The following is a 22,476-nucleotide window of genomic DNA, read 5'->3' as shown; positions in this document are numbered from 1 at the left end:
ATTCTGTCTTTGCCCGGGTATAATGCGGGCAACAGTTTCAGCCAAAGAAGTGGTCCAGATTGGTTGCCAACACCCTCATCATTCGCCATCTCGGCTCCCAGCCATACGAAACCGTCTGGCATGCGATGCAAAACTTCACCGATACGCGTGATGACCAACAACCGGATGAACTCTGGTTGGTGGAGCATCCGCCGGTGTTTACCCAAGGCCAGGCGGGCAAAGCCGAACACCTGCTGGCCACCGGTGACATTCCGGTGGTGCAGGTGGATCGCGGCGGCCAGGTGACCTACCACGGTCCCGGCCAGCTGGTGGCTTACCCCTTGCTGAACCTGCGCCGGCGTAAGCTGGGCGTGCGCGATCTGGTGACCCAGATTGAGCAGAGCCTGGTGGATCTGCTGGCCCGCTATCAGGTCGAGGCCGCCGCCAAGTGCGACGCCCCCGGCGTGTACGTCAATGAGCGCAAAGTGGCCTCACTGGGGCTGCGCATTCGCAAAGGCTGTTCTTTCCATGGCCTGGCGCTCAACGTGGACATGGATCTGTCCCCTTTCCTGCGCATTAACCCCTGTGGCTACGCCGGCCTCGAAATGGTGCAGACTGCCGATATCGGCGGCCCCCGTACCGTCGAAGAGGCGGCCCGCCATCTGAGTGAGATTTTCCCCCAGCGCCTGGGTTACCAGGCGATCGTAGAAAAAGAAGGATTGGATTGATGACCGAACGTCCTGTACGTCTGCAGGCGGGGGTAAAACTCCGTGACGCGGACAAGGTTGCCCGGATCCCGGTCAAGGTGATGCCCACCGAGCGGGAAGAGATGCTGCGTAAGCCCGAGTGGCTCAAGATCAAGCTGCCCGCCTCCAGCGAGCGCATCGATCAGGTTAAGCAGGCGATGCGTGACCATGGCCTGCACTCGGTGTGTGAAGAAGCCTCCTGCCCCAACCTGGCCGAGTGCTTCAACCACGGTACCGCCACCTTTATGATCCTCGGTGCCATCTGCACCCGCCGCTGCCCGTTCTGCGATGTGGCCCACGGCCGTCCGCTTAAGCCGGACCCGGAAGAGCCGGTCAAACTGGCCCGCACCATCCGCGACATGAAGCTGAAGTACGTGGTGATCACCTCCGTTGACCGCGACGACCTGCGTGATGGCGGTGCTCAGCACTTTGCCGACTGCATCCGCGAGATCCGTCTGCGCAACCCGGGGATCAAGATTGAGATCCTGGTGCCGGACTTCCGTGGTCGTATCGACCGGGCGCTGGAGATCCTCAAAGACAACCCGCCGGATGTGTTTAACCACAACCTGGAAACCGCGCCGCGCCTCTACCGCGCCGCCCGTCCGGGTGCCAGCTATCAGTGGTCACTCGACCTGCTGAAGAAGTTTAAGGCGATGCACCCTGAGGTACCGACCAAGTCCGGCCTGATGATGGGTCTGGGTGAGACCAACGAAGAGATCGTTGAGGTACTGAAGGACCTGCGGGCCCATAACGTTGAGATGCTGACCCTGGGTCAATATCTGCAGCCCAGCCGCCACCACCTGCCGGTGAAACGCTACGTGACCCCGGCGGAGTTTGATGAGATGAAGGCGGTGGCTGATGAGATCGGCTTCACCCATGCTGCCTGTGGCCCGCTGGTACGCTCCAGCTACCACGCCGACCTGCAGGCGCAGGGCAAAGAGGTTAAGTAAGGGAACGCGACATCAACACCGCGTCTTCGCGGCCGTCGGCGGTAGGGTAATAGCCCTTACGGCGGCCGTCCTCAACAAACCCCATCTTCTGATACAGGGCCAGCGCCGAAAGGTTACTGGCCCTGACTTCTAAGAAACACTGCACTGCCCCTGCTTCAACAGCCCGACTCAGGGCACGCTGCAGCAATACGCTGCCCAGCCCCTCGCCCTGACGCGCCGGTTCGATGCAGATGTTCATCAGCGTCACTTCGTCCAGCACCTGCTGAAACAGATAGAAGCCCACCACCCCATCCGCCTGCATCGCCTCGCCCCAATAGGGGGTGCTCAGACAGGAACGGAGCAGCGATTCGCTCCAGGGCATGGCGTGGGCACCCTGCTCTATCGTCCACAACGCCTCAAACGGTGCCTGAGCCGCATCAACAAAGGTCACAGCCATCGTTGCAGGCTCCGCCAGATGCGACGCTTGTCGTCGACACTGAGGGGCTTATCCAGCCGGGGAGTAAAGAGGTGGGTTGCGCTGCCCGGACGTGGGGTGCCCATCACCCAGTAGCGATGCGCCGGCATCTCATTTTCGCTGTGAGCCACCGGGCACTGCTCAAGGGATTGTTCCAACAGCAGCAAGAGGTCCCGCGCCAGCTGGGTTTGCTCCAACGCCATGTCAGCCGGATGGATCAGGGCCAGAGGCACTTTCGGGCGGCGCAGGGCAACCGGGCGAATGCCCATCTGCTCCAGCGCGGCTTGTTGTCGGGGTGTCAGTGTGGTCATAGCAGAAGACAGTATCACAGCGGCGCCAGACGGGCACTGGCGGGACGGAACGCCCTCGTTATCGTATCGCGATAATGGAGCGTCCCCGTTAATGGGCTTAGCGGCGTCATCACTGCGCCAAAGCGAGCGCCATTCTATCACCGCCCCGGATGCGGGCAAATGACACCCTGCCCCGCCTGAGGCCCGATAGGGCTATAACTAACAGTGGTTCTCACTCAGAAACCCATCCAAAGGAGCGCACGATGAAGCCACTGATGACCACCTCTCTGGCACTGGCGCTGGTGCTGCTGACTCCTCCGCCGGTCCGGGCCAATGAGTTGGCCCTTTCCGTGTCGCCAGACGACAGCGTGGTGCAGTGGGGCCCCTGTCCCGCTTTCTTCCCCGACGGTTGCGAACTGGCCGTGATCCATGGCGATCCCGCCAAGCCCAACGCAGACATCCTGTTTAAGATCCCCGGCGGCTATGCCTTCCCCGCACACTGGCACACCTCGGCAGAACGAATGGTGCTGGTGTCCGGCGAGATGAGTTTGACCTACCAGGGTCAGCAGCCTGCCACGCTGAAAACCGGCATGTACGCCTATGGCCCGGCCAAAGCGGTTCACCACGGTCAGTGCGTCAGCAGCGAGCCCTGCATACTGGTGATCGCCTTTGAAGCGCCGGTGGATGCCTTTGAGGCCGACGAATCCCCATAAGCCGTCGGCATCACGCTGAGGCCAGGCCTGCCTCCCGCGTCCGCGGGCACCGGCTTGCTGAGGAGGGGGGACATCACCATCGCGCCACGGTGCCCCTTCGGCGTTAACGCCCCCTTTTTCCGGCCTTTTCTATACTCACCTCTGAAACCCATGTCCGGCCGTGGGCAGGAGAACGTCAAATCTCAGCCAGCGGCAATGACTCAGCAGGAGAGTTCTCTATGTCTGATCGCAAACCCAACCAGCCCAAAGGGCTGTATGAGCTGTATCAGAACGACCCCGATCACGCTGACGAAAAGGTGTTTGGGCGGCAAAGTTATCCGGACCGTCGTGGCTTTCTGAAAGGCGCAGGTCTGGCCACCATGGCGGCGGTACTGGGCGGAGCCATCCCGTTCCACCGCTCCATGCCGTCAGGCATTATTCCAGCGGCCTTCGCTGAAGGACTGGAGGATGTGGTGATAGAGGGTAAGGATGGGCTGACCGTGCTGAATGACCGTCCGGTCAACGCCGAAACGCCGCCGCACCTGCTGGATGACGACATCACCCCAACCGCCCGCCACTTTATCCGCAATAATGGCCTGCCCCCCACCGAGGTGGATGCCGACAACTGGACCCTCACCATTGATGGTTTGGTGGAGCAACCCATGACCCTCACTCTGGCTCAGCTCAAGTCAGAGTTCGAGGTGGTGACCGAAGCCTTGTTGATTGAGTGTGGCGGCAATGGCCGGGCTTTTTTTGACCCCAAGGCCAAAGGCAATCAGTGGACCTACGGCGCCGTCGCCTGCTCGCAATGGAGCGGCGTTCGCCTCTCAGACATGCTCAAAAAAGCGGGCGTCAAATCCGGGGCGGTGTATACGGCCCACTATGGTGCTGACAAACACCTTTCCGGCCAACCCGATAAATTGCCGATCTCCCGTGGGGTACCGATTGAGAAGGCGATGCGGGGCGACATCCTGGTCGCGTTCGAGCAAAACGGTGAACCTCTGCACCCCATGAATGGGGCACCGCTGCGCCTTGTGGTGCCCGGCTGGCCGGGTTCCTGTTCGCAAAAATGGCTGACCCGCATCGAGATCCGGGATCAAGTACACGATGGCCCCAAGATGACCGGCACCGCCTACCGCGTTCCCAACCGTCCGGTGGCCCCGGGTGAAAAGGTGGCCAAAGAGGACTTTGTGATCATCGAGCGGATGCCAGTGAAATCCCTGATCACCGCGCCCCAGACCAACAGCAAGGTGTCAGGCAAGCAGGTGACGATTCGGGGCCATGCCTGGTCCGGCGACCGCAAAGTAGCAAGCGTCGAAGTCTCGAAAAACTTTGGTGCCACCTGGGAAAAAGCCACGCTGAACCCGCCCGTTAACGAGGGGGCCTGGCAGACCTTTACCGCCAAAGTGGATTTTCCTGAAGCGGGCTATTACGAGGTTTGGGCCAAAGCGACCGATGATCAGGGGATCAGCCAACCATTCGCCATCGCCTGGAACCCCAAAGGCTACCTCAACAACAGTTACCACCGAATCGCGCTGATGGTGGGCTGATGCACAACAGAACCCTTGTCACTCTGGCCCTGTTGGGGCTGCTTGGGGGAGGCGTCAGTCAAGCGGTGGCGGAAGCGACTCCCCCTCAAGCACTGGCGTGTACCGCCTGTCATCAGGTGGGCCCCGATGCCAAACCCGCCATCGGACCGCCGCTCTGGGGGCTGGCTGAACGTGGCATCGCCTCCTATCCGGGGTTTGAGTACAGCGACGCCCTGAAACAGCATCAGGGCCAGTGGAACGCCGAGCGACTGGACCGTTTTCTGGCCGATCCCAATGGCTTTGCTCCGGGCACGAAGATGGTGTTTGCGGGGGTGCCTGATCCCGCCTCCCGCGCAGTACTGATCGCCTGGTTGGCGAGTCAGAATCCAACGCCCCCGGACTGGCAATCCGCGCAGCCTGCAGACCCGGCGGTCAGCGTCGGTCCTCTGAAACCGGGGAATGGCGCCGAACTCGTGGCCGCAGTCTGCTCCGGCTGCCACTCCCTGCATTTGGTGACCCAACAGGGGCTGAGCCGCGACAGCTGGCAGGAGACACTCGACTGGATGATTGATGAGCAGGGCATGGCACCGCTCCCGGAAGATGACCTGCAGCGCGTACTCGACTACCTGGCCGCGCATTACGGTCTGGAGTAACCCAACGCGGTTACTGTCCCCGCAGTTGGGACTCGAGGCGCTGCAGCTTAGGGTCATCCGGACGCAGTTGGCGCAGCGTGGCCAGATCGGACAGGGCCTGTGGCAGATTTCCCAGCGTCGCATTGAGGTAGACCGAGGCGTAGAGCAGGTCCGGTGACGCCGGGGCCAGAACCAGCCCCTGCTGAAGCGCCGCCAGCGCCTCCTCTTTACGGCCGAGGCGATCCTGAATCAGTGCCCGGTTGTAGTGGCCACGCAGATGCGTCGGCTGCCACTTCAGGGTGCGATCCAGCCACACCAGCGCCGCTTCAATCTGACCCGACTCAGCCAGGGCCAATGCCTTGAGGTAGCCCAGTTGAGCGCGATCCGCATCCGCCACATCGGACAACGCCAGACCTTGATCCAGTAACCCGCTGACCTCCGCCGTTTCGCCCATCTGGCTCAGCAGAGTCACCAGGTTCAGCCGGGCCGGGAGAAAGCGTGGATCCATCTCCAGTGCGGCCCGGTAATGGGCCACCGCCTGCTGCGGCTGACCGATGCGGGTGAGCACCACCGCCAGATTCAGGCGGTTTCCGGGCAGGTCAGCGTTCTGTTCCAGTCGTTGCAGATAATCCTCCAGCGCCGCCTGATAGCCCGCCTGAGCTTGCCCCAACTGCGCCAATGGCACTCCGGCCAGGGCTTTGACCGCCTCATCCCGTACCGCCAGTGTCGGGTCATCCAGCAGGGGGATAAGACGTGCGGTCCGCACCGCGTCCGGTGCCTGGGCAAACACCGGTATCGCAGAGGCCCGCACCAAAGCGGACGGGTCAGACAGCGCCGCGTCCAGCGTCGACAATGCCGGCGCGCCATAATCGATCAACGCCGCGACGGCACTAGCCCGCACGATTGCAGGCTGCTGTGGCGCATCGACCAACTGCTGCAACGCCGGCAATCCCTCTGCCTCCCCGGCCCGCGCCATCGCCAGGGCCTGCCCATAATGTGGCGCCGGTGCCGGATTCTCCGGGCGCCAGCGATCGATGGCGGTAGCCGCCTGTTGTGGCGTCATACCATCGTGGCACCCGGTACAGGCATCGGGGCTGCCGGTTTGGGCTGAGAGATCCGGGCGGGGGATGCGAAAGCTGTGGTCACGGCGGGGGTCGACCACCATATAGGTGGTTGCCGGCATATGACAGTTCACACACTGTGCCCCTGACGACCCCTGCGGGTGATGATGGTGCGTCGGAGTGTCGTAGTTCGCCGCTTTAAGTGTGCTGAATCGCTCCGGTGGCGCGGCCTGATGACACTGGGTACAGAGTGCATTGCCCTCAAACCGCAACGCGCTGGTATGGGGCTCGTGGCAATCCGTGCAACTGACGCCCTGTTGGTGCATACGACTCTGGGCAAAGGAGCCATAGACATAAACTTCGCCCTGGATCTGCCCATCCGCATGGTAAAGCCCGGGACTGAGCAAGCTGGGCAAGGCACTGTCCAGTAACGGTTGCCCGGGCTGAGGCCCGACGCCGAGCGTCTGGCGGCGACTGTGGCAGCGGGCGCACTGTTCGGCCAGTTGCGGGCCGGGCATCGTCCCCAAAGACAGGGAAAGGCCCTTATCGGGGGCCTGAGCCCGCTTCTCCGCTTCTTCCCCGGCCCAGTCGATATGGGCCTGCCCCGGCCCATGGCAGCTTTGACAGCCCACGCTCAGTTCGTGCCAGGTGGTGGCGAAACTGTCGTCGGCTGCCTGATAACCCTTATCCAGATTGGTGGAGTGGCAGTCGGCGCACATGGCGTTCCAGTTCTGGTAACGCCCCTGCCAGTGCAGTGGGTCATCGGGATGGAATGATTGGCCGGGGTAGAGCGAAAACCAGCGCTGCCCGCCTTGCGCCGCCGGGCGGCTGTCCCAGGCGACGGTCAGGGCCTGCAGTCGCCCCCCAGGCTGGGCGACCAGATACTGCTGCAGTGGGTAGTGGCCAAAGGTGTATTCAACGGTCCAGTGGCGCTTCGGCTCAGCGGGCCCCGCAAGGCTGACCCGATAGCGCTCCCCCTCACGAAAAAAGCGGGCACGCACGCCCGCCTCACTGAACTCCGCCCCGGAAAAGTCGCCAAGGACATTGCCCTCCGCCGCCGGCCGCATGGCCCAGCTGTGGTCCGATTGCTGCCAGTTCTGCGCCTGAGTCTGATGGCACCCATCGCAATGGCCCTCGGGGGCATAGCCGTCCGACGTGCTGGCCAGTTCCGGCGGTGTCGCCAGTGCCGCACCGGGCAGCAGCCATATCAGCAGAGCCAGCGCACACCCGTCAGGGCTGCGGTGGGAACACAAGCCGCCAATCCCTTGCCATATCGACCCGAATCCACCCCCGCGGACCCGCCTCATCCAGTGCCTTGTCCAGCTTGCCAATATGACTCTCCCGGTCATAAGCGAATTCCCGTGCCTTGTCGGTATGGTGTACCAGTATCCCAAGCCGAGGACCCGCTCCTTGTGTTGTCCATACCAGCATAGGGTAATCCCCGTCGGAGTTACCAACCGCGATCGCCGGGCGTTGGCCAATAACCCGCTCAATCGACAGCGGTTTATTCATTCCGTCATCGAGCCAGGCCACGCCCGGCCGCTTCATGGTGACCCACCGCCCCGCCTCCTCAACCAGTTCCAGCTCCCCCAGGCTGCCTATCACCTGCCAGGGAGGGACGCCGTACACCGGCTCGGCAAACACCCGGATAAAGTCGGCGCCGCCACCGGAGACGATGTAGGTGAGGTAGCCGTTATCACGCAGGTAACTGAGCAGCTCCAGCATCGGCTGATACACCATTGCGGTGTAAGGCCGCTCAGTTTGCGGGTGGCGGGCAGTGCCCAGCCACTGGCCAACATCCGCCTGGAAGTCTGCCACGCTCAGGTTGGCATGGCTGAGGGCCAGCAGCGCCGTCAGCCCCTCAACACCACTGTCCAGCACCGTGGCGATGTCGCCGCGCTCCAGTGCCTTGGCCAGGGTTTCAGGCAGCTCACTGTGATCCGCTTTTTCAGCGCGTTCCAACGCATAGGCCAGTTGGAAGTAATAGGGCTGCTCCGCCCACAGGGTGCCGTCGTTGTCGAATACTGCGATACGCTGCGAGCGAGGCAGGTAATCCTCACTGCCCACCGTAGTGGTGCCCTCCACAAACTCGATAAGGGCCCGCTTGGTGTCACCAGGCTGCCAGGAGGGCAGCGGGTCGGCGCAGACGATGCCAGGCAACAGCACCATCCAGAACAGCACACGGCGAAGTGTCGAGGTGATCATCGCGTCCTCCACGCATAACGAAGCCCCGGCCGATGACCGGGGCATCCTTTCAGGCTCAGCCTCTCAGCGCGAGGCGCCGCCGTTTTCCAGTTGCTCCATCACTTTGTCGAGACTGAAGCTGGCGGCTTTCATCCGCGGAGGGTACTCCTCGAAGGTGGCCAGGAAGTTTCCGACATAAGCCTGCGCCGGAACCAGCATAAAGGCGTGGTCGAGCAGCCAGTCATAGTAGGTGTTGGAGGTGATCTGTGCGCGCTCATAGGGGTCACGGCGCAGGTTAAAGATCAGCGGTACCCGCAGCGGCGTGAAGGGGTTGGCCCACACCTCGAGGGTGCCGGTGGAACGCTGCTCCATAAACAGCAGCTTCCAGTCACCGTAACGCAGCGCAGTCAGGTCACCATCGTCGGAGAAGTAGAAGATCTCATTACGCGGCCCCTCCTCGCTCTGACCGGTCAGGTAGGGCAGGAAGTTATAGCCATCCAGGTGCACTTTATAGCTCCGGCCGATGGCCTTAACACCCCCCTTCATCAACGACGCCTTAACCTCGTCGTTGCCGGCAGCCGCCAGGAAGGTAGGGATCCAATCCATATGGTGCATGATGGTGTTGGACACCGAACCCGCCTCAATCTTGCCGGGCCAGCGCACCATCGCCGGCACGCGCCAGCCCCCCTCCCAGTTGGTGTTCTTCTCACCACGGAATGGGGTCATCGCCGCATCGGGCCAGGTGTTCATATGGGGGCCGTTATCGGTGGAGTAAAACACGATGGTGTTATCCGCGACCCCCAGCTCCTCCAGCTTGGCCAGGAACAAGCCGACATGACGATCGTGTTCGACCATGCCATCAGCATATTCATCCTGGCCCGAGATGCCGCGCAGCTCCTCTTTAACGTGGGTGCGGAAGTGCATTCGGGTGGCGTTCCACCAGACAAACCATGGGGTGCCCGCCTTGGTCTGACGCTCAATAAAGCTCAGTGCCGCCTCGGCGGTTTCATCATCGATGGTTTCCATCCGCTTCCGGGTCAGCGGCCCGGTGTCTTCGATTTTGCCGTCAGCGTAGGAGTGGATCACGCCACGGGGGCCGAACCGCTCGCGGAAGGTTTTGCCATCCCCCACTTTCATGTCACCGGGGTAATCCGGCAGCTCAGGCTCCTCTTCCGCATTCAGATGGTAAAGATTGCCAAAGAACTCATCGAAGCCATGATTGGTGGGCAGATGCTCGTCCCGATCCCCCAGGTGGTTCTTACCAAACTGGCCGGTGGCGTAACCCTCCGCCTTCAGCAGACCCGCCAACGTCGGGTCTTCCTCACTCAGCCCCTCTTTTGCCCCGGGCATGCCCACTTTAGACAGGCCGGTTCGAAACACACTTTGGCCAGTAATAAAGGAGGAGCGTCCGGCGGTACAGGATTGCTCGCCGTAGTAATCGGTAAACATCATCCCCTGATCGGCGATGCTGTCGATATTGGGCGTCTGGTAACCCATCAGACCGTGGGAGTAGACCGAGATATTGGATTGGCCAATATCGTCCCCCCACAGCACCAGGATGTTCGGTTTCCCTCCCTCCTCATTGGCTTGAACGGCCAGAGGGAAAGCGGCAATAAGCAACAATGCTGTCAACCAGGACAAGGCCCAGCGGTTGCGTGCAATTGACGTCACTCGGGGTTCCATCAGCAGGTCTCCTCACACACTGGAAAAGGGGGAATGATTCAGGGAAGTGCACGAACGTGCTGTTGGAGTATAGGAGAGATTCAGAGACTGTCAGGTCGCAGCGGGTGTAAGCCGATAAGTCGGTAACGTGTGGCGTGCGATGGGAGAGAGAAAAAAGCCGGGAGGGTAAAAACAAAAAACCCCGCACAAGGCGGGGTTCTTCGCTAGAGATGGCAGGGGCAGAGGGACTCGAACCCCCAACACCCGGATTTGGAATCCGGTGCTCTACCAATTGGAGCTATGCCCCTAGCGAACGAGGTGAATTATACGGATGCCCGATGAAAGGTAAAGGGCTTTTTCATCCAGAAAGATCCGTTTGGTGATGATTTGCCCTGTTCGGCGAATTGGCATTCAATGCCATACCAAAATCGCTGAATCTCGAGACACTCATCGGCACCCGCTGCCGAAGGAGTGGCGCTATGCTGCCGTTCTCTGTCCCGAAATAGCCACTGAAACTTCAGCGAACGTTCCAGACAATGAAGCACATCATCGCCAGCTTTCAGGATTCGGATTCCAGCAAACACTGAATCACAATTTGGCCGACGACATGCCACCAAAACGAAAAAACCCCGCCTCTTTCGAGACGGGGTTCGTTCTAATTAGGAGCCTGGCGGTGACCTACTCTCGCATGGCAACTGCCACACTACCATCGGCGCGGTCGCGTTTCACTTCTGAGTTCGGCATGGGATCAGGTGGGGCCACGACGCTATTGCCACCAGGCAAAAATCGTACAATTCGGAAAAGCTGTTTCTCGATGTAAGGTCTTCTTACAAGGTCGGATATCCGACTCACAAAACCACTTGGGTGTTGTATGGTTAAGCCTCACGGGTCATTAGTACAGGTTAGCTCAACGCCTCACAACGCTTACACACCCTGCCTATCAACGTCGTAGTCTTCGACGGCCCTTTAGGACTCTCGAGGAGTCAGTGAGAACTCATCTTGAGGCTCGCTTCCCGCTTAGATGCTTTCAGCGGTTATCGATTCCGAACTTAGCTACCCGGCAATGCCACTGGCGTGACAACCGGAACACCAGAGGTTCGTCCACTCCGGTCCTCTCGTACTAGGAGCAGCCCCTCTCAATTCTCAAACGCCCACGGCAGATAGGGACCGAACTGTCTCACGACGTTCTGAACCCAGCTCGCGTACCACTTTAAATGGCGAACAGCCATACCCTTGGGACCGACTTCAGCCCCAGGATGTGATGAGCCGACATCGAGGTGCCAAACACCGCCGTCGATATGAACTCTTGGGCGGTATCAGCCTGTTATCCCCGGAGTACCTTTTATCCGTTGAGCGATGGCCCTTCCATTCAGAACCACCGGATCACTAAGACCTACTTTCGTACCTGCTCGACGTGTCTGTCTCGCAGTTAAGCTGGCTTATGCCTTTGCACTAACCTCATGATGTCCGACCATGATTAGCCAACCTTCGTGCTCCTCCGTTACTCTTTGGGAGGAGACCGCCCCAGTCAAACTACCCACCAGGCACTGTCCGCAACCCCGATAAGGGGCCAACGTTAGAACATCAAACATACAAGGGTGGTATTTCAAGGACGGCTCCACAGCGACTGGCGTCACTGCTTCAAAGCCTCCCACCTATCCTACACATGTAGGTTCAATGTTCAGTGCCAAGCTGTAGTAAAGGTTCACGGGGTCTTTCCGTCTAGCCGCGGGTACACTGCATCTTCACAGCGATTTCAATTTCACTGAGTCTCGGGTGGAGACAGCGTGGCCATCATTACGCCATTCGTGCAGGTCGGAACTTACCCGACAAGGAATTTCGCTACCTTAGGACCGTTATAGTTACGGCCGCCGTTTACCGGGGCTTCGATCAAGAGCTTCGTCCGAAAACTAACCCCATCAATTAACCTTCCGGCACCGGGCAGGCGTCACACCGTATACGTCCTCTTACGAGTTTGCACAGTGCTGTGTTTTTGATAAACAGTTGCAGCCACCTGGTATCTGCGACTCCCACTAGCTTAGAGAGCAAGTCTCATCACCGGCAGGAGCGTACCTTCTCCCGAAGTTACGGTACCATTTTGCCTAGTTCCTTCACCCGAGTTCTCTCAAGCGCCTTGGTATTCTCTACCTGACCACCAGTGTTGGTTTGGGGTACGGTTGCTAATTACCTGAAGCTTAGAAGATTTTCCTGGAAGCATGGCATCAACCACTTCATCACCGTAGTGACTCGTCATCAGCTCTCAGCGTTATGTGAACCCGGATTTGCCTAAGTTCACCGCCTACTACCTTAAACACGGACAACCAACGCCGTGCTGGCCTAGCCTTCTCCGTCTCTCCATCGCAGTAATCAGCAGTACGGGAATATTAACCCGTTTCCCATCGACTACGTCTTTCGACCTCGCCTTAGGGGCCGACTCACCCTGCCCCGATTAACGTTGGACAGGAACCCTTGGTCTTCCGGCGAGCGGGTTTTTCACCCGCTTTAACGTTACTCATGTCAGCATTCGCACTTCTGATACGTCCACGGAACTTCTCAATTCCGCTTCAACCGCTTACAGAACGCTCCTCTACCAAGCACAACAAGTGTGCTTCCGCAGCTTCGGTGTATCGCTTAGCCCCGTTACATCTTCCGCGCAGGCCGACTCGACTAGTGAGCTATTACGCTTTCTTTAAAGGGTGGCTGCTTCTAAGCCAACCTCCTAGCTGTCTAAGCCTTCCCACATCGTTTCCCACTTAGCGATAACTTTGGGACCTTAGCTGGCGGTCTGGGTTGTTTCCCTCTCCACGACGGACGTTAGCACCCGCCGTGTGTCTCCCGTGATTGCACTCATTGGTATTCGGAGTTTGCATGGGGTTGGTAAGTCGGGATGACCCCCTAGCCCAAACAGTGCTCTACCCCCAATGGTGAGACACGAGGCGCTACCTAAATAGCTTTCGAGGAGAACCAGCTATCTCCCGGTTTGATTGGCCTTTCACCCCTAGCCACAAGTCATCCGCTAATTTTGCAACATTAGTCGGTTCGGTCCTCCAGTACCTGTTACGGCACCTTCAACCTGCCCATGGCTAGATCACCGGGTTTCGGGTCTACACCCTGCAACTAATTCGCCCAGTTAAGACTCGGTTTCCCTACGGCTCCCCTATTCGGTTAACCTCGCTACAGAATGTAAGTCGCTGACCCATTATACAAAAGGTACGCAGTCACCCTCGAAGGGCTCCTACTGCTTGTACGTACACGGTTTCAGGTTCTATTTCACTCCCCTCACAGGGGTTCTTTTCGCCTTTCCCTCACGGTACTGGTTCACTATCGGTCAGTCAGGAGTATTTAGCCTTGGAGGATGGTCCCCCCATGTTCAGACAAGATAACACGTGTCCCGTCCTACTCGATTTCACACTGTGGTCGTTTTCATGTACGGGGCTATCACCCTGTGTCGCCAAGCTTTCCAGCTTGTTCCACTAACTTCCTCAATGCTTAAGGGCTAATCCCCGTTCGCTCGCCGCTACTAAGGGAATCTCGGTTGATTTCTTTTCCTCTGGGTACTTAGATGTTTCAGTTCCCCAGGTTCGCCTCAGTTACCTATGTATTCAGTAACTGATGACACCTTATGGTGCCGGGTTTCCCCATTCGGACATCTCAGACTCAAGTGGCTCTTACCGCCTCATCTGAGCTTTTCGCAGGTTAGCACGTCCTTCATCGCCTCTGACTGCCAAGGCATCCACCGTGTACGCTTAGTCGCTTAACCATACAACCCCAAGGGGTCTTGCTTGTTCTTTGGCTTTCGTTCGTCGTTGAACCTGTCACTCACGCGGTCATTAACCGAAGTTAACTCCCTTGCTCGTTCCAGCTTCGCCTAGACCGAAACCCAAATCCCGTCGCAACCGTAATGAGCTTTGCAAAGCGCATTACGCATATGACGCAACCAAATGTTTCGTTATTCAGCTTTACGCTGAATCGCCGGATATCAAGACACTTGCAAGAAGTTTACTCTTACAATTTCTCGAGAAATTTATCAGCTTATCCAAATTGTTAAAGAACGGTTCCAAATCAACACTTTCGCATTGACTCAGACAATCTGTGTGAACACTCGACGCAGGCAAGAATTCATGTCGTTAAGGAGGTGATCCAGCCCCAGGTTCCCCTAGGGCTACCTTGTTACGACTTCACCCCAGTCATGAACCACAAAGTGGTGAGCGTCCTCCCGAAGGTTAAACTACCCACTTCTTTTGCAGCCCACTCCCATGGTGTGACGGGCGGTGTGTACAAGGCCCGGGAACGTATTCACCGTGGCATTCTGATCCACGATTACTAGCGATTCCGACTTCATGGAGTCGAGTTGCAGACTCCAATCCGGACTACGACCAGCTTTATGGGATTGGCTCACTCTCGCGAGTTGGCAACCCTTTGTACTGACCATTGTAGCACGTGTGTAGCCCTACCCGTAAGGGCCATGATGACTTGACGTCGTCCCCACCTTCCTCCGGTTTATCACCGGCAGTCTCCCATGAGTTCCCGCCATTACGCGCTGGCAACATAGGACAAGGGTTGCGCTCGTTGCGGGACTTAACCCAACATTTCACAACACGAGCTGACGACAGCCATGCAGCACCTGTCTCAGAGTTCCCGAAGGCACCAAACCATCTCTGGTAAGTTCTCTGGATGTCAAGGGTAGGTAAGGTTCTTCGCGTTGCATCGAATTAAACCACATGCTCCACCGCTTGTGCGGGCCCCCGTCAATTCATTTGAGTTTTAACCTTGCGGCCGTACTCCCCAGGCGGTCTATTTAATGCGTTAGCTTTGGAACCCACGACTCAAGGTCACAGACTCCTAATAGACATCGTTTACGGCGTGGACTACCAGGGTATCTAATCCTGTTTGCTCCCCACGCTTTCGCATCTGAGCGTCAGTCTCTTGCCAGGGGGCCGCCTTCGCCACTGGTATTCCTTCAGATCTCTACGCATTTCACCGCTACACCTGAAATTCTACCCCCCTCTCAAGGACTCTAGCCAAGCAGTATCAAATGCAATTCCCAGGTTAAGCCCGGGGCTTTCACATCTGACTGACTTGGCCGCCTGCATGCGCTTTACGCCCAGTAATTCCGATTAACGCTCGCACCCTCCGTATTACCGCGGCTGCTGGCACGGAGTTAGCCGGTGCTTCTTCTGCGAGTAACGTCACAGCTAGCGGGTATTAACCGCTAACCTTTCCTCCTCGCTGAAAGTGCTTTACAACCCGAAGGCCTTCTTCACACACGCGGCATGGCTGCATCAGGCTTTCGCCCATTGTGCAATATTCCCCACTGCTGCCTCCCGTAGGAGTCTGGGCCGTGTCTCAGTCCCAGTGTGGCTGATCATCCTCTCAAACCAGCTAGAGATCGTCGCCTTGGTGAGCCATTACCTCACCAACTAGCTAATCTCACTTAGGCTTATCCAATCGCGCAAGGTCCGAAGAGCCCCTGCTTTCCCCCGTAGGGCGTATGCGGTATTAGCAGTCGTTTCCAACTGTTGTCCCCCTCGACTGGGCAAATTCCTAAGCATTACTCACCCGTCCGCCGCTCGCCGCCCAACAAATCCCCCGAAGGTTCAATGTTGTCGCTGCCGCTCGACTTGCATGTGTTAGGCCTGCCGCCAGCGTTCAATCTGAGCCATGATCAAACTCTTCAATTAAAGATTTTGATTTGCTTCCGTAGAAGCCACTCAATGAATACTGAATTAACTTGGTGTCACTCAGTAGCATCGAGAAAATGATGATTTCTCAACACTGCGTGAGTGCCCACACAGATTGTCTGATAACTTGTTAAAGAGCGTTGCCTCACTCGAGGCAGGAGGCGCATTCTACGCGTTTCTCCGTCATCGTCAAGGGCGTTTTCAACTTTCCTTTCCGACCGTCTAAGTTTTAACCAGAACCTCTTGGAGGCCTTGGTGGCTCAGCGTTTTGTGTTCCGCCTTGCCCCGTCGACAGGGAGCGCATTATAGGGCGGCGTTTTCAGTCCGCAACCCCTTTTATCGCCCCCACGCACCGACTGCCCAGATAACCAACAACCCGCTGGCTTTCTCAGCGTTTCTCGGCACGGACTGCACATTCTAGAACAAAAAAACGCCGCATGGCGGCGTTTTTACAGAGCAGTCGGTTCTATTAAAACCGAATCAAGGAACGCTTTGCTCTATTACTCAATCAGTTGATACACCACTTTGGTGCTACAGGCGGTGGCCTGATAGCTGAAGTAGCACCGGTCCACTACGGTTCGCGCTTCAATTCGAGGGCCTTCGGTGCCCCCCGCAGCGGTTGGGGAGTCACTGATCAGGCTATTGATGTCAGCAACCGCTTCCCCTTGAGCGGCCAACTGCTGTTGCAACGCATCAATGCTGTCGGCCTGTGCCAGTACCGTGGGTTTATCCTGAGATTGCTGCACTAGCTCGGACAGGCGTACCCCTCCGTAATAGTTAGCCGCCACCGGTAACGCCCATAACGCCAACGCCACTATTGCCAGTCGTTTCATAAGTCCCTCTCAAATCGTTGGGCTTCCTGATAACAGATAGCAGTTGTGCGCCGTGGCTTTTAGATCGCTTGGCCCGGGGCATATAACAAAAAAGGAGGAGCCATGCTCCTCCTTTTCCTTTCCGATCCGCCTCGGCTTATTGAATGAAGCCAAGACCGTCGCTTTGCTGAACCACTTCGATCGGCTGCCCCGGCAGCAGTTTGCCCGCCAGGATTTGCTGCGCCAACGGGTTCTCCAGCTTTTGCTGAATGGCCCGCTTCAACGGCCGCGCGCCAAACACCGGGTCGAAACCGGCAGTGGCCAGGCTGGCGAGTACCTCGTCGCTGATGCGCAGTTCATACTCTTTTTCCGCCAACCGCTTCTCCAGCCCTTTCAGCTGAATTCGCGCAATCTCGGCGATCTGCTCCTGCGCCAGCGGATGGAACACGACGGTTTCATCCACCCGGTTGAGAAACTCGGGGCGGAAGGATTGCAGCAGTACGCCATAGACCAACTCTTTCAGCTCCGGATAGGCCAGCTCACCGAAGTGCTGCTGGATCTGATCGGAGCCCAGGTTGGACGTCATGATGATCACGGTGTTACGGAAATCGACGGTACGGCCCTGACCGTCGGTCAGGCGGCCATCGTCAAGCACCTGCAACAGAATGTTGAACACATCCGGATGCGCCTTTTCCACTTCGTCCAGCAGGATCACCGAGTAGGGTTTACGACGAACCGCTTCGGTCAGGTAGCCCCCCTCCTCGTAGCCGACATAACCCGGAGGTGCACCCACCAGGCGAGCCACGGAGTGTTTCTCCATAAACTCGGACATGTCGATCCGCACCATGGCGTCGGCACTGTCGAACATAAAGTGGGCCAACGCTTTGGACAGCTCGGTCTTACCGACGCCGGTCGGGCCCAGGAACAGGAAGGAACCAATGGGCCGGTTCGGATCTGACAAGCCGGCACGGCTGCGTCGAATGGCATTGGAAACGGCATCGACCGCTTCATCCTGCCCGACCACGCGACGGTGCAGCGCCTCTTCCATACGCAGCAGTTTGTCCCGCTCACCTTCCAGCATCTTGGCCACCGGGATGCCGGTCGCCTTGGCCAGCACTTCGGCAATCTCGGCGTCGGTGACCCGGTTCTTCAGCAGGGTCATCTCCTGCATCTCCGCCTGAGCGGCAAGGTCGAGCTGCTTCTCCAGCTCCGGGATGCGTCCGTACTGCAGCTCGGACATCCGGTTCAGGTCACTGGCGCGACGGGCCACTTCCAGATCCTGACGCGCCTGCTCCAGTGCCGCTTTGATGTGCTGAGTTCCCGCCAGAGCGGCTTTCTCGGTATTCCAGATCTCATCCAGCTCACGGAATTGCTGCTCCAGATCCGACAGCTGCTCTTTCAGCAGCTCAAGTCGCTTGTGGCTGGCTTCGTCGGTCTCTTTACTGAGCGCCTGCTCCTCCAGCTTCAGCTGAATAATGCGACGTTCCAGTTTGTCCAGCGGCTCCGGTTTGGAGTCGATCTCCAGACGGATGCTGGAGGCCGCTTCGTCGATCAGGTCGATGGCCTTATCCGGCAACTTACGCTCGGACAGGTAGCGGTGTGACAGAGTCGCCGCCGCAACGATCGCCGGATCGGTGATCTCGACACTGTGGTGCAGCTCATAGCGCTCTTTCAGGCCACGCAGAATGGCGATGGTGTCTTCCACACTGGGTTCATCCACCAGCACTTTCTGGAAGCGTCGCTCCAGTGCCGCGTCTTTCTCGACGTACTGGCGGTATTCATCCAGGGTGGTGGCCCCCACGCAGTGCAACTCACCACGGGCCAACGCCGGCTTAAGCATATTGCCCGCGTCCATGGCGCCATCGGCTTTACCCGCACCGACCATGGTGTGCAACTCGTCGATAAAGAGAATCACCCGACCCTCCTCTTTCGACAGTTCGTTCAGCACCGCTTTCAGGCGCTCTTCAAACTCACCACGGTACTTGGCGCCCGCCAGCAGGGCGCCCATATCCAGGGACAGCACCCGCTTATCTTTGAGCCCTTCCGGCACTTCACCATTAATGATGCGCTGGGCCAGCCCTTCGACGATGGCGGTTTTACCCACACCGGGCTCACCGATCAGCACCGGGTTGTTTTTGGTCCGGCGCTGCAGCACCTGAATGGTACGGCGGATCTCATCGTCCCGGCCGATCACCGGATCGAGCTTGCCCTGCTCGGCCCGCTCGGTCAGGTCGATGGTGTATTTGTCCAGCGCCTGGCGCTGGTCTTCGGCACCAGGGTCATCCACTTTGGCGCCGCCGCGCACCTGCTCGATGGCGGCTTCAATCTTTTTGCTGTCGGCGCCCAACTGCAGCAGGGTCTCCCCCAGGGCACCACGGGCTTCCACCGCCGCCAGCACAAACAGCTCGCTGGAGATGTATTGATCTTTGCGTTTCTGCGCCAGCTTGTCGCACAGGTTCAGCACTTTGACCAATTCCCGGGACAACTGCACTTCCGCATCGCCGCCGGTCACCTTAGGCATGGCGTCCAGAGCCTGGGTCAGTTTGCTGCGCAGGGTATTAAGGTCGACGTTGCACAGTTGCAACAACGGACGCACGGTGCCGCCATCCTGATTCAACAGGGCCAGCATCAGATGCGTCGGTTCGATGTATTGATGGTCCCGGCCCAGGGCCAGGGATTGAGCGTCGGAGATCGCCAGCTGGAACTTGCTGGTCATACGGTCAAGTCGCATATGAAGCCCCCCTTTAAAACGTCTAATGCCCTTGTGGGCGGTTATCCGTTATTTGGGGGCCCCGGCGACCAATTTCAAGGGGTGGTAAACCAGATCAGGCTGGCCTGACGGCCCGTTTGGCCATCACGACGGTAGGAGAAGAAACGCTCAGGCTCGCTGAAGGTGCAGGCCTCACCGCCATAGACACGGGTGACGCCAGCCTGCAGCAAACGTTGCCGGGCGAGCACATAAAGATCCGCCAGGTACTTGCCATTGGGTTGCGCCACAAAGGCTTCGGCAGCCGATGCTTCACGGGCAATAAACTGCGCCCGAACTTCGGGCCCGACTTCGAACGCCTTCGGGCCAATTGCCGGCCCCATCCAGGCCATGATGGCATCCGGTGATGCCTGAAACCGTGACAGGGTGGCTTCCAGTACGCCATCCAGCAATCCACGCCAGCCGGCATGGGCCGCTGCCACCTCGGTGCCATCGGCATTGCAGAACAGCACCGGCAGACAATCCGCCGTCATCACGGTACAGACCTGATCAGCCTGAGCACTGTAGCTGGCATCGGCATCGGGGGCCGCCAGGGTCAGCGGCAGGCAAACCACGTCAGTGCCGTGCACCTGGTTCAGCCAGGCGGGCTCATTGGGCAATCCGGCGTCACGGCTTAATGCGGCCCGATTGGCCAGCACCACCGCGGCCTCATCACCGACATGGCCACCCAGGTTAAGGCTCTCGTAGGGCGCCACCGACTCGCCGCCAAGGCGGTCGGTGCTGATGGCCCGAACATTGGCCGGTGCCGGCCAATCCACCGCAAACCACATCAGTAGTCGAATCCGTGCTCTTCAGTATCGCGGCGCAGCAGTTCAGTCAGGCGCACCATGTCGTCCGGGATAGGGGCAGTCCACTGCATCATCTCACCGGTGATCGGATGCTCCAGACGCAGCATTGCAGCGTGCAGGGCCTGACGGTTAAAGCGACGCAGGAATTCACGCAACTCTTCACTCCAGCCTTTTACCGGGCGAGGACGACCGCTGTACAGCGGATCACCCACCAGCGGATGACCCAGGTGGGCCATGTGCACACGGATCTGGTGAGTCCGGCCGGTTTCCAGGCGCAGGCGCAGGCGGGTGTGGGCTCGGAACTTCTCGCGGATGCGATAGTGCGTCACCGCCGGTTTGCCCAGCTCGGTCACCGCCATATGGGTGCGGCGCTGCGGATGACGGCCAATCGGCTCATCAACATGGCCACCAGCGGTCATCACGCCCAGGGCGATCGCTTCGTATTCACGGGTGATCTCACGGGCCTGCAGTTGTGCCACCAGGTGGGTCTGCGCCGGGATGGTTTTCGCCACCACCATCAAACCGGTGGTGTCTTTATCCAGACGGTGCACGATGCCGGCCCGAGGCACGTTGGCGATGGACGGGCAGTGGTGCAGCAAGGCATTCAGTACGGTGCCGTCGTGGTTACCGGCGCCGGGATGCACCACCAGATCCGCCGGCTTATTGATCACCAGGATGTCGTCATCTTCGTAAACGATGTCGAGGGCGATGTCTTGCGGCTTGGCCGCCACCTCTTCTTCGAATTCGGCCTGGATAAGGACCGCTTCGCCACCCATCACTTTTTCCCGCGGCTTGGCCACGGTTTTGCCATTCAGGCTGACTCGCTCCGCCAGGATCCACTCTTTGATCCGGCTGCGAGAATAATCAGGGAAGCACTCCGCCAGCGCTTGGTCGAGTCGTTGACCCAGTTGGCTGTCGGAGATAACTCCTTCAAGTTCAAGTTGTTGCGTCATAGTGTTGGGCTCAGGCCACAAAGGCTCGAAATCAATATCAGTTCTGTTAGAATCGCTCAGATTGCATTTTATCGTGTTTTGACCTCGTCACGCACGGCCAGATAAGGGATCTCAACTTAGCATGCGCAAGATCACAGGTTCGCTGTTGCTCGCTCTGAGCAGCGTTTTTGCCCTGTCCGCCTGCTCCAGCACCGGCGACCGCTCCGGCTATGTGGTGGAAGACCGCACTCCGGAAGCCCTGTACGCCGATGCGCGTCAAGCCATGGAACTGGGCAACTTCACCAAAGCGTCCCAGGTATTGGAAGCGCTGGACAGCCGTTACCCCTTCGGGCCCCACAAGACTCAGGTTCAGCTGGACTTGATCTACGCCTATTACAAGCTCGATGACAGCGCCAGCGCACTGGCCAACGTCGACCGCTTTATCCGTCTTAACCCGACTCACCCGGACATCGACTACGTCTACTATATGCGTGGCCTGGTCAACATGCAGGCGGACAGCTATCTGTTCCACGACATGTTGGGCATCGATCGCACCGACCGTGACCCAAGCAACGCCGTTGCCGCGTTCCGCGACTTTGAAACCCTGGTTAAGAGTTACCCGAACAGCCGCTATGCGCCAGATGCCCAGCGTCGCATGATCATGCTGAAGAACCGCCTCGCCGAGTTCTCCCTAAAGGTGGCTGAGTACTACGTCACCATGGAAGCCTGGGTGGGTGCCGCCAACCGCGCACAACAGGTACTGGAAACTTACCCTGGCACCCCCGCCACCGAGCGTGCGCTGGAGATCATGATCACCAGCTACGATGAGCTGGGTCAGGAAGCGATGCGGGATCACAGCGTCAGCGTGCTGAAAGCCACCTTCCCGGATAACCGCGTCGCCAGTCGTTACTGAGTGTACGCAGACAGCAAAAAGGCGCCCATTCGGCGCCTTTTTTTGTGCTTGATGGGCCTGTGCCCGTCATCCGCCCCCGGATGACCAGGCGCACCTACTTAGGAGTTTGCTCATCCAACAGACGAGCGTCGTGACGGGTAAAGCGCTCATCCACACCAACGCATTCAATCACTTTGTTGATGTACGCCAGGGGTTGCCCAAAGCTGTCCAAGAGCGGCTGCCCCGGCAGCTGGTTCTGCTGCCGGTAACGATTTTCCGGCTGCATCATCAGCAGGTGAACCCAGGCTTGGCCACTTCTGTCCTTGAGATAACACTTGTAGTCACGCCACTCGTCCGCCAGCACAGGGCTGGCACAAAGCGCCACCAACATCAGTGTTCTTCGCATCGCCCATCTCCTTTTGCTC

The 22,476-nt window shown here is 58.7% G+C and carries 16 protein-coding genes, 1 tRNA gene and 3 rRNA genes; 6 read left to right on the top strand and 14 right to left on the bottom strand.

The window, feature by feature from the left end; genetic code table 11:
* Window positions 1–59: 59 nt before the first annotated feature.
* Together lipB and lipA are read left to right on the top strand one after the other, a co-directional pair.
* Window positions 60–707: a lipoyl(octanoyl) transferase LipB gene (lipB, locus tag FBAL_RS04205; protein ID WP_013344328.1), complete on the top strand. Its 648-nt coding sequence runs from the start codon at window positions 60–62 to the stop codon at window positions 705–707.
* Window positions 707–1,675 (top strand): lipoyl synthase, encoded by a 969-nt coding sequence (gene lipA, locus FBAL_RS04200; RefSeq protein ID WP_013344327.1) that lies wholly within the window; start codon window positions 707–709, stop codon window positions 1,673–1,675. Before lipB ends, lipA begins: the two co-directional genes overlap by 1 nt.
* On the opposite strand, the gene rimI is transcribed toward lipA, so the two are convergent.
* Together rimI and FBAL_RS04190 are read right to left on the bottom strand one after the other, a co-directional pair.
* A complete protein-coding gene (rimI, locus tag FBAL_RS04195) occupies window positions 1,668–2,111 on the bottom strand; it encodes a ribosomal protein S18-alanine N-acetyltransferase (RefSeq protein ID WP_013344326.1) in 444 nt (147 codons plus the stop codon). The genes lipA and rimI overlap by 8 nt on opposite strands.
* Entirely contained in the window at window positions 2,102–2,440 is a 339-nt protein-coding gene (locus FBAL_RS04190; protein WP_013344325.1) for a hypothetical protein, read from the bottom strand. Before FBAL_RS04190 ends, rimI begins: the two co-directional genes overlap by 10 nt.
* A 242-nt stretch (window positions 2,441–2,682) precedes the next feature.
* Between FBAL_RS04190 and FBAL_RS04185 the strand changes: the two genes are divergently transcribed.
* From FBAL_RS04185 to FBAL_RS04175, 3 genes are all read left to right on the top strand, one after another.
* Entirely contained in the window at window positions 2,683–3,132 is a 450-nt protein-coding gene (locus tag FBAL_RS04185) for a cupin domain-containing protein (RefSeq protein ID WP_013344324.1), read from the top strand.
* A 218-nt stretch (window positions 3,133–3,350) separates the two neighbouring features.
* Window positions 3,351–4,661: a molybdopterin-dependent oxidoreductase gene (locus FBAL_RS04180; RefSeq protein ID WP_013344323.1), complete on the top strand. Its 1,311-nt coding sequence runs from the start codon at window positions 3,351–3,353 to the stop codon at window positions 4,659–4,661.
* Window positions 4,661–5,293 (top strand): c-type cytochrome, encoded by a 633-nt coding sequence (locus FBAL_RS04175; RefSeq protein ID WP_013344322.1) that lies wholly within the window; start codon window positions 4,661–4,663, stop codon window positions 5,291–5,293. The genes FBAL_RS04180 and FBAL_RS04175 overlap by 1 nt, the downstream gene beginning before the upstream one ends.
* Window positions 5,294–5,303: 10 nt before the next feature.
* Here the strand turns inward: FBAL_RS04175 and FBAL_RS04170 are convergent, their stop codons facing one another.
* The 11 genes from FBAL_RS04170 to rluD all read right to left on the bottom strand — a co-directional run bounded on the left by FBAL_RS04170 (window position 5,304) and on the right by rluD (window position 21,180).
* Window positions 5,304–7,586: a tetratricopeptide repeat protein gene (locus FBAL_RS04170; RefSeq protein WP_013344321.1), complete on the bottom strand. Its 2,283-nt coding sequence runs from the start codon at window positions 7,584–7,586 to the stop codon at window positions 5,304–5,306.
* On the bottom strand, window positions 7,564–8,538 hold the full coding sequence (locus FBAL_RS04165; protein WP_013344320.1) for an HAD family hydrolase: 975 nt from the start codon (window positions 8,536–8,538) through the stop codon (window positions 7,564–7,566). The genes FBAL_RS04170 and FBAL_RS04165 overlap by 23 nt, the downstream gene beginning before the upstream one ends.
* Before the next feature lie 63 nt (window positions 8,539–8,601).
* The gene (locus tag FBAL_RS04160; RefSeq protein ID WP_013344319.1) at window positions 8,602–10,200 is read right to left on the bottom strand and encodes an arylsulfatase; all 1,599 of its coding nucleotides are present in this window, start codon (window positions 10,198–10,200) and stop codon (window positions 8,602–8,604) included.
* A 210-nt stretch (window positions 10,201–10,410) separates the two neighbouring features.
* Window positions 10,411–10,487, bottom strand: a tRNA-Trp gene (locus FBAL_RS04155).
* A gap of 357 nt (window positions 10,488–10,844) precedes the next feature.
* Window positions 10,845–10,959: ribosomal RNA gene (gene rrf / locus FBAL_RS04150) — 5S ribosomal RNA — on the bottom strand.
* Between the two features lie 91 nt (window positions 10,960–11,050).
* Window positions 11,051–13,939, bottom strand: a 23S ribosomal RNA gene (locus FBAL_RS04145).
* A 368-nt stretch (window positions 13,940–14,307) separates the two neighbouring features.
* A 16S ribosomal RNA gene (locus tag FBAL_RS04140) occupies window positions 14,308–15,860 on the bottom strand.
* Together the 16S, 23S and 5S rRNA genes with 1 tRNA gene alongside form the textbook arrangement of a ribosomal RNA operon.
* Window positions 15,861–16,360: 500 nt before the next feature.
* Window positions 16,361–16,693, bottom strand: a complete 333-nt coding sequence (locus FBAL_RS04135) for a hypothetical protein (protein WP_013344318.1) — start codon at window positions 16,691–16,693, stop codon at window positions 16,361–16,363.
* 136 nt (window positions 16,694–16,829) lie between these two features.
* Window positions 16,830–19,403 carry an ATP-dependent chaperone ClpB gene (gene clpB, locus FBAL_RS04130; RefSeq protein ID WP_013344317.1) on the bottom strand — a complete coding sequence of 858 codons (2,574 nt, stop codon included), beginning with the start codon at window positions 19,401–19,403 and terminating at the stop codon, window positions 16,830–16,832.
* Window positions 19,404–19,477: 74 nt separating this feature from the next.
* Window positions 19,478–20,209: a peptidoglycan editing factor PgeF gene (gene pgeF, locus FBAL_RS04125; RefSeq protein ID WP_013344316.1), complete on the bottom strand. Its 732-nt coding sequence runs from the start codon at window positions 20,207–20,209 to the stop codon at window positions 19,478–19,480.
* Window positions 20,209–21,180 carry a 23S rRNA pseudouridine(1911/1915/1917) synthase RluD gene (gene rluD, locus FBAL_RS04120; RefSeq protein ID WP_013344315.1) on the bottom strand — a complete coding sequence of 324 codons (972 nt, stop codon included), beginning with the start codon at window positions 21,178–21,180 and terminating at the stop codon, window positions 20,209–20,211. Before rluD ends, pgeF begins: the two co-directional genes overlap by 1 nt.
* Window positions 21,181–21,301: 121 nt before the next feature.
* On the opposite strand from rluD, the gene FBAL_RS04115 reads away from it, so the two are divergent.
* Window positions 21,302–22,072: an outer membrane protein assembly factor BamD gene (locus tag FBAL_RS04115; RefSeq protein ID WP_013344314.1), complete on the top strand. Its 771-nt coding sequence runs from the start codon at window positions 21,302–21,304 to the stop codon at window positions 22,070–22,072.
* A gap of 94 nt (window positions 22,073–22,166) precedes the next feature.
* On the opposite strand, the gene FBAL_RS04110 is transcribed toward FBAL_RS04115, so the two are convergent.
* The gene (locus FBAL_RS04110) at window positions 22,167–22,457 is read right to left on the bottom strand and encodes a TapY2 family type IVa secretion system protein (protein WP_013344313.1); all 291 of its coding nucleotides are present in this window, start codon (window positions 22,455–22,457) and stop codon (window positions 22,167–22,169) included.
* Window positions 22,458–22,476 lie beyond the last annotated feature (19 nt).

The organism is Ferrimonas balearica DSM 9799 (genome assembly GCF_000148645.1).
Taxonomy (GTDB): domain Bacteria; phylum Pseudomonadota; class Gammaproteobacteria; order Enterobacterales; family Shewanellaceae; genus Ferrimonas; species Ferrimonas balearica.
This window is presented reverse-complemented; position numbering and strand designations above follow the sequence as displayed.

Coding starts and splice junctions, on each gene's coding strand:
- FBAL_RS04110 (WP_013344313.1), bottom strand. CDS start 22,457: ATGCGAAGAACACTGATGTTGGTGGCGCTTTGTGCCAGCCCTGTGCTG.
- FBAL_RS04180 (WP_013344323.1), top strand. CDS start 3,351: ATGTCTGATCGCAAACCCAACCAGCCCAAAGGGCTGTATGAGCTGTAT.
- FBAL_RS04185 (WP_013344324.1), top strand. CDS start 2,683: ATGAAGCCACTGATGACCACCTCTCTGGCACTGGCGCTGGTGCTGCTG.
- FBAL_RS04190 (WP_013344325.1), bottom strand. CDS start 2,440: ATGACCACACTGACACCCCGACAACAAGCCGCGCTGGAGCAGATGGGC.
- lipA (WP_013344327.1), top strand. CDS start 707: ATGACCGAACGTCCTGTACGTCTGCAGGCGGGGGTAAAACTCCGTGAC.
- clpB (WP_013344317.1), bottom strand. CDS start 19,403: ATGCGACTTGACCGTATGACCAGCAAGTTCCAGCTGGCGATCTCCGAC.
- pgeF (WP_013344316.1), bottom strand. CDS start 20,209: ATGTGGTTTGCGGTGGATTGGCCGGCACCGGCCAATGTTCGGGCCATC.
- rimI (WP_013344326.1), bottom strand. CDS start 2,111: ATGGCTGTGACCTTTGTTGATGCGGCTCAGGCACCGTTTGAGGCGTTG.
- FBAL_RS04135 (WP_013344318.1), bottom strand. CDS start 16,693: ATGAAACGACTGGCAATAGTGGCGTTGGCGTTATGGGCGTTACCGGTG.
- FBAL_RS04175 (WP_013344322.1), top strand. CDS start 4,661: ATGCACAACAGAACCCTTGTCACTCTGGCCCTGTTGGGGCTGCTTGGG.
- FBAL_RS04165 (WP_013344320.1), bottom strand. CDS start 8,538: ATGATCACCTCGACACTTCGCCGTGTGCTGTTCTGGATGGTGCTGTTG.
- FBAL_RS04115 (WP_013344314.1), top strand. CDS start 21,302: ATGCGCAAGATCACAGGTTCGCTGTTGCTCGCTCTGAGCAGCGTTTTT.
- FBAL_RS04160 (WP_013344319.1), bottom strand. CDS start 10,200: ATGGAACCCCGAGTGACGTCAATTGCACGCAACCGCTGGGCCTTGTCC.
- rluD (WP_013344315.1), bottom strand. CDS start 21,180: ATGACGCAACAACTTGAACTTGAAGGAGTTATCTCCGACAGCCAACTG.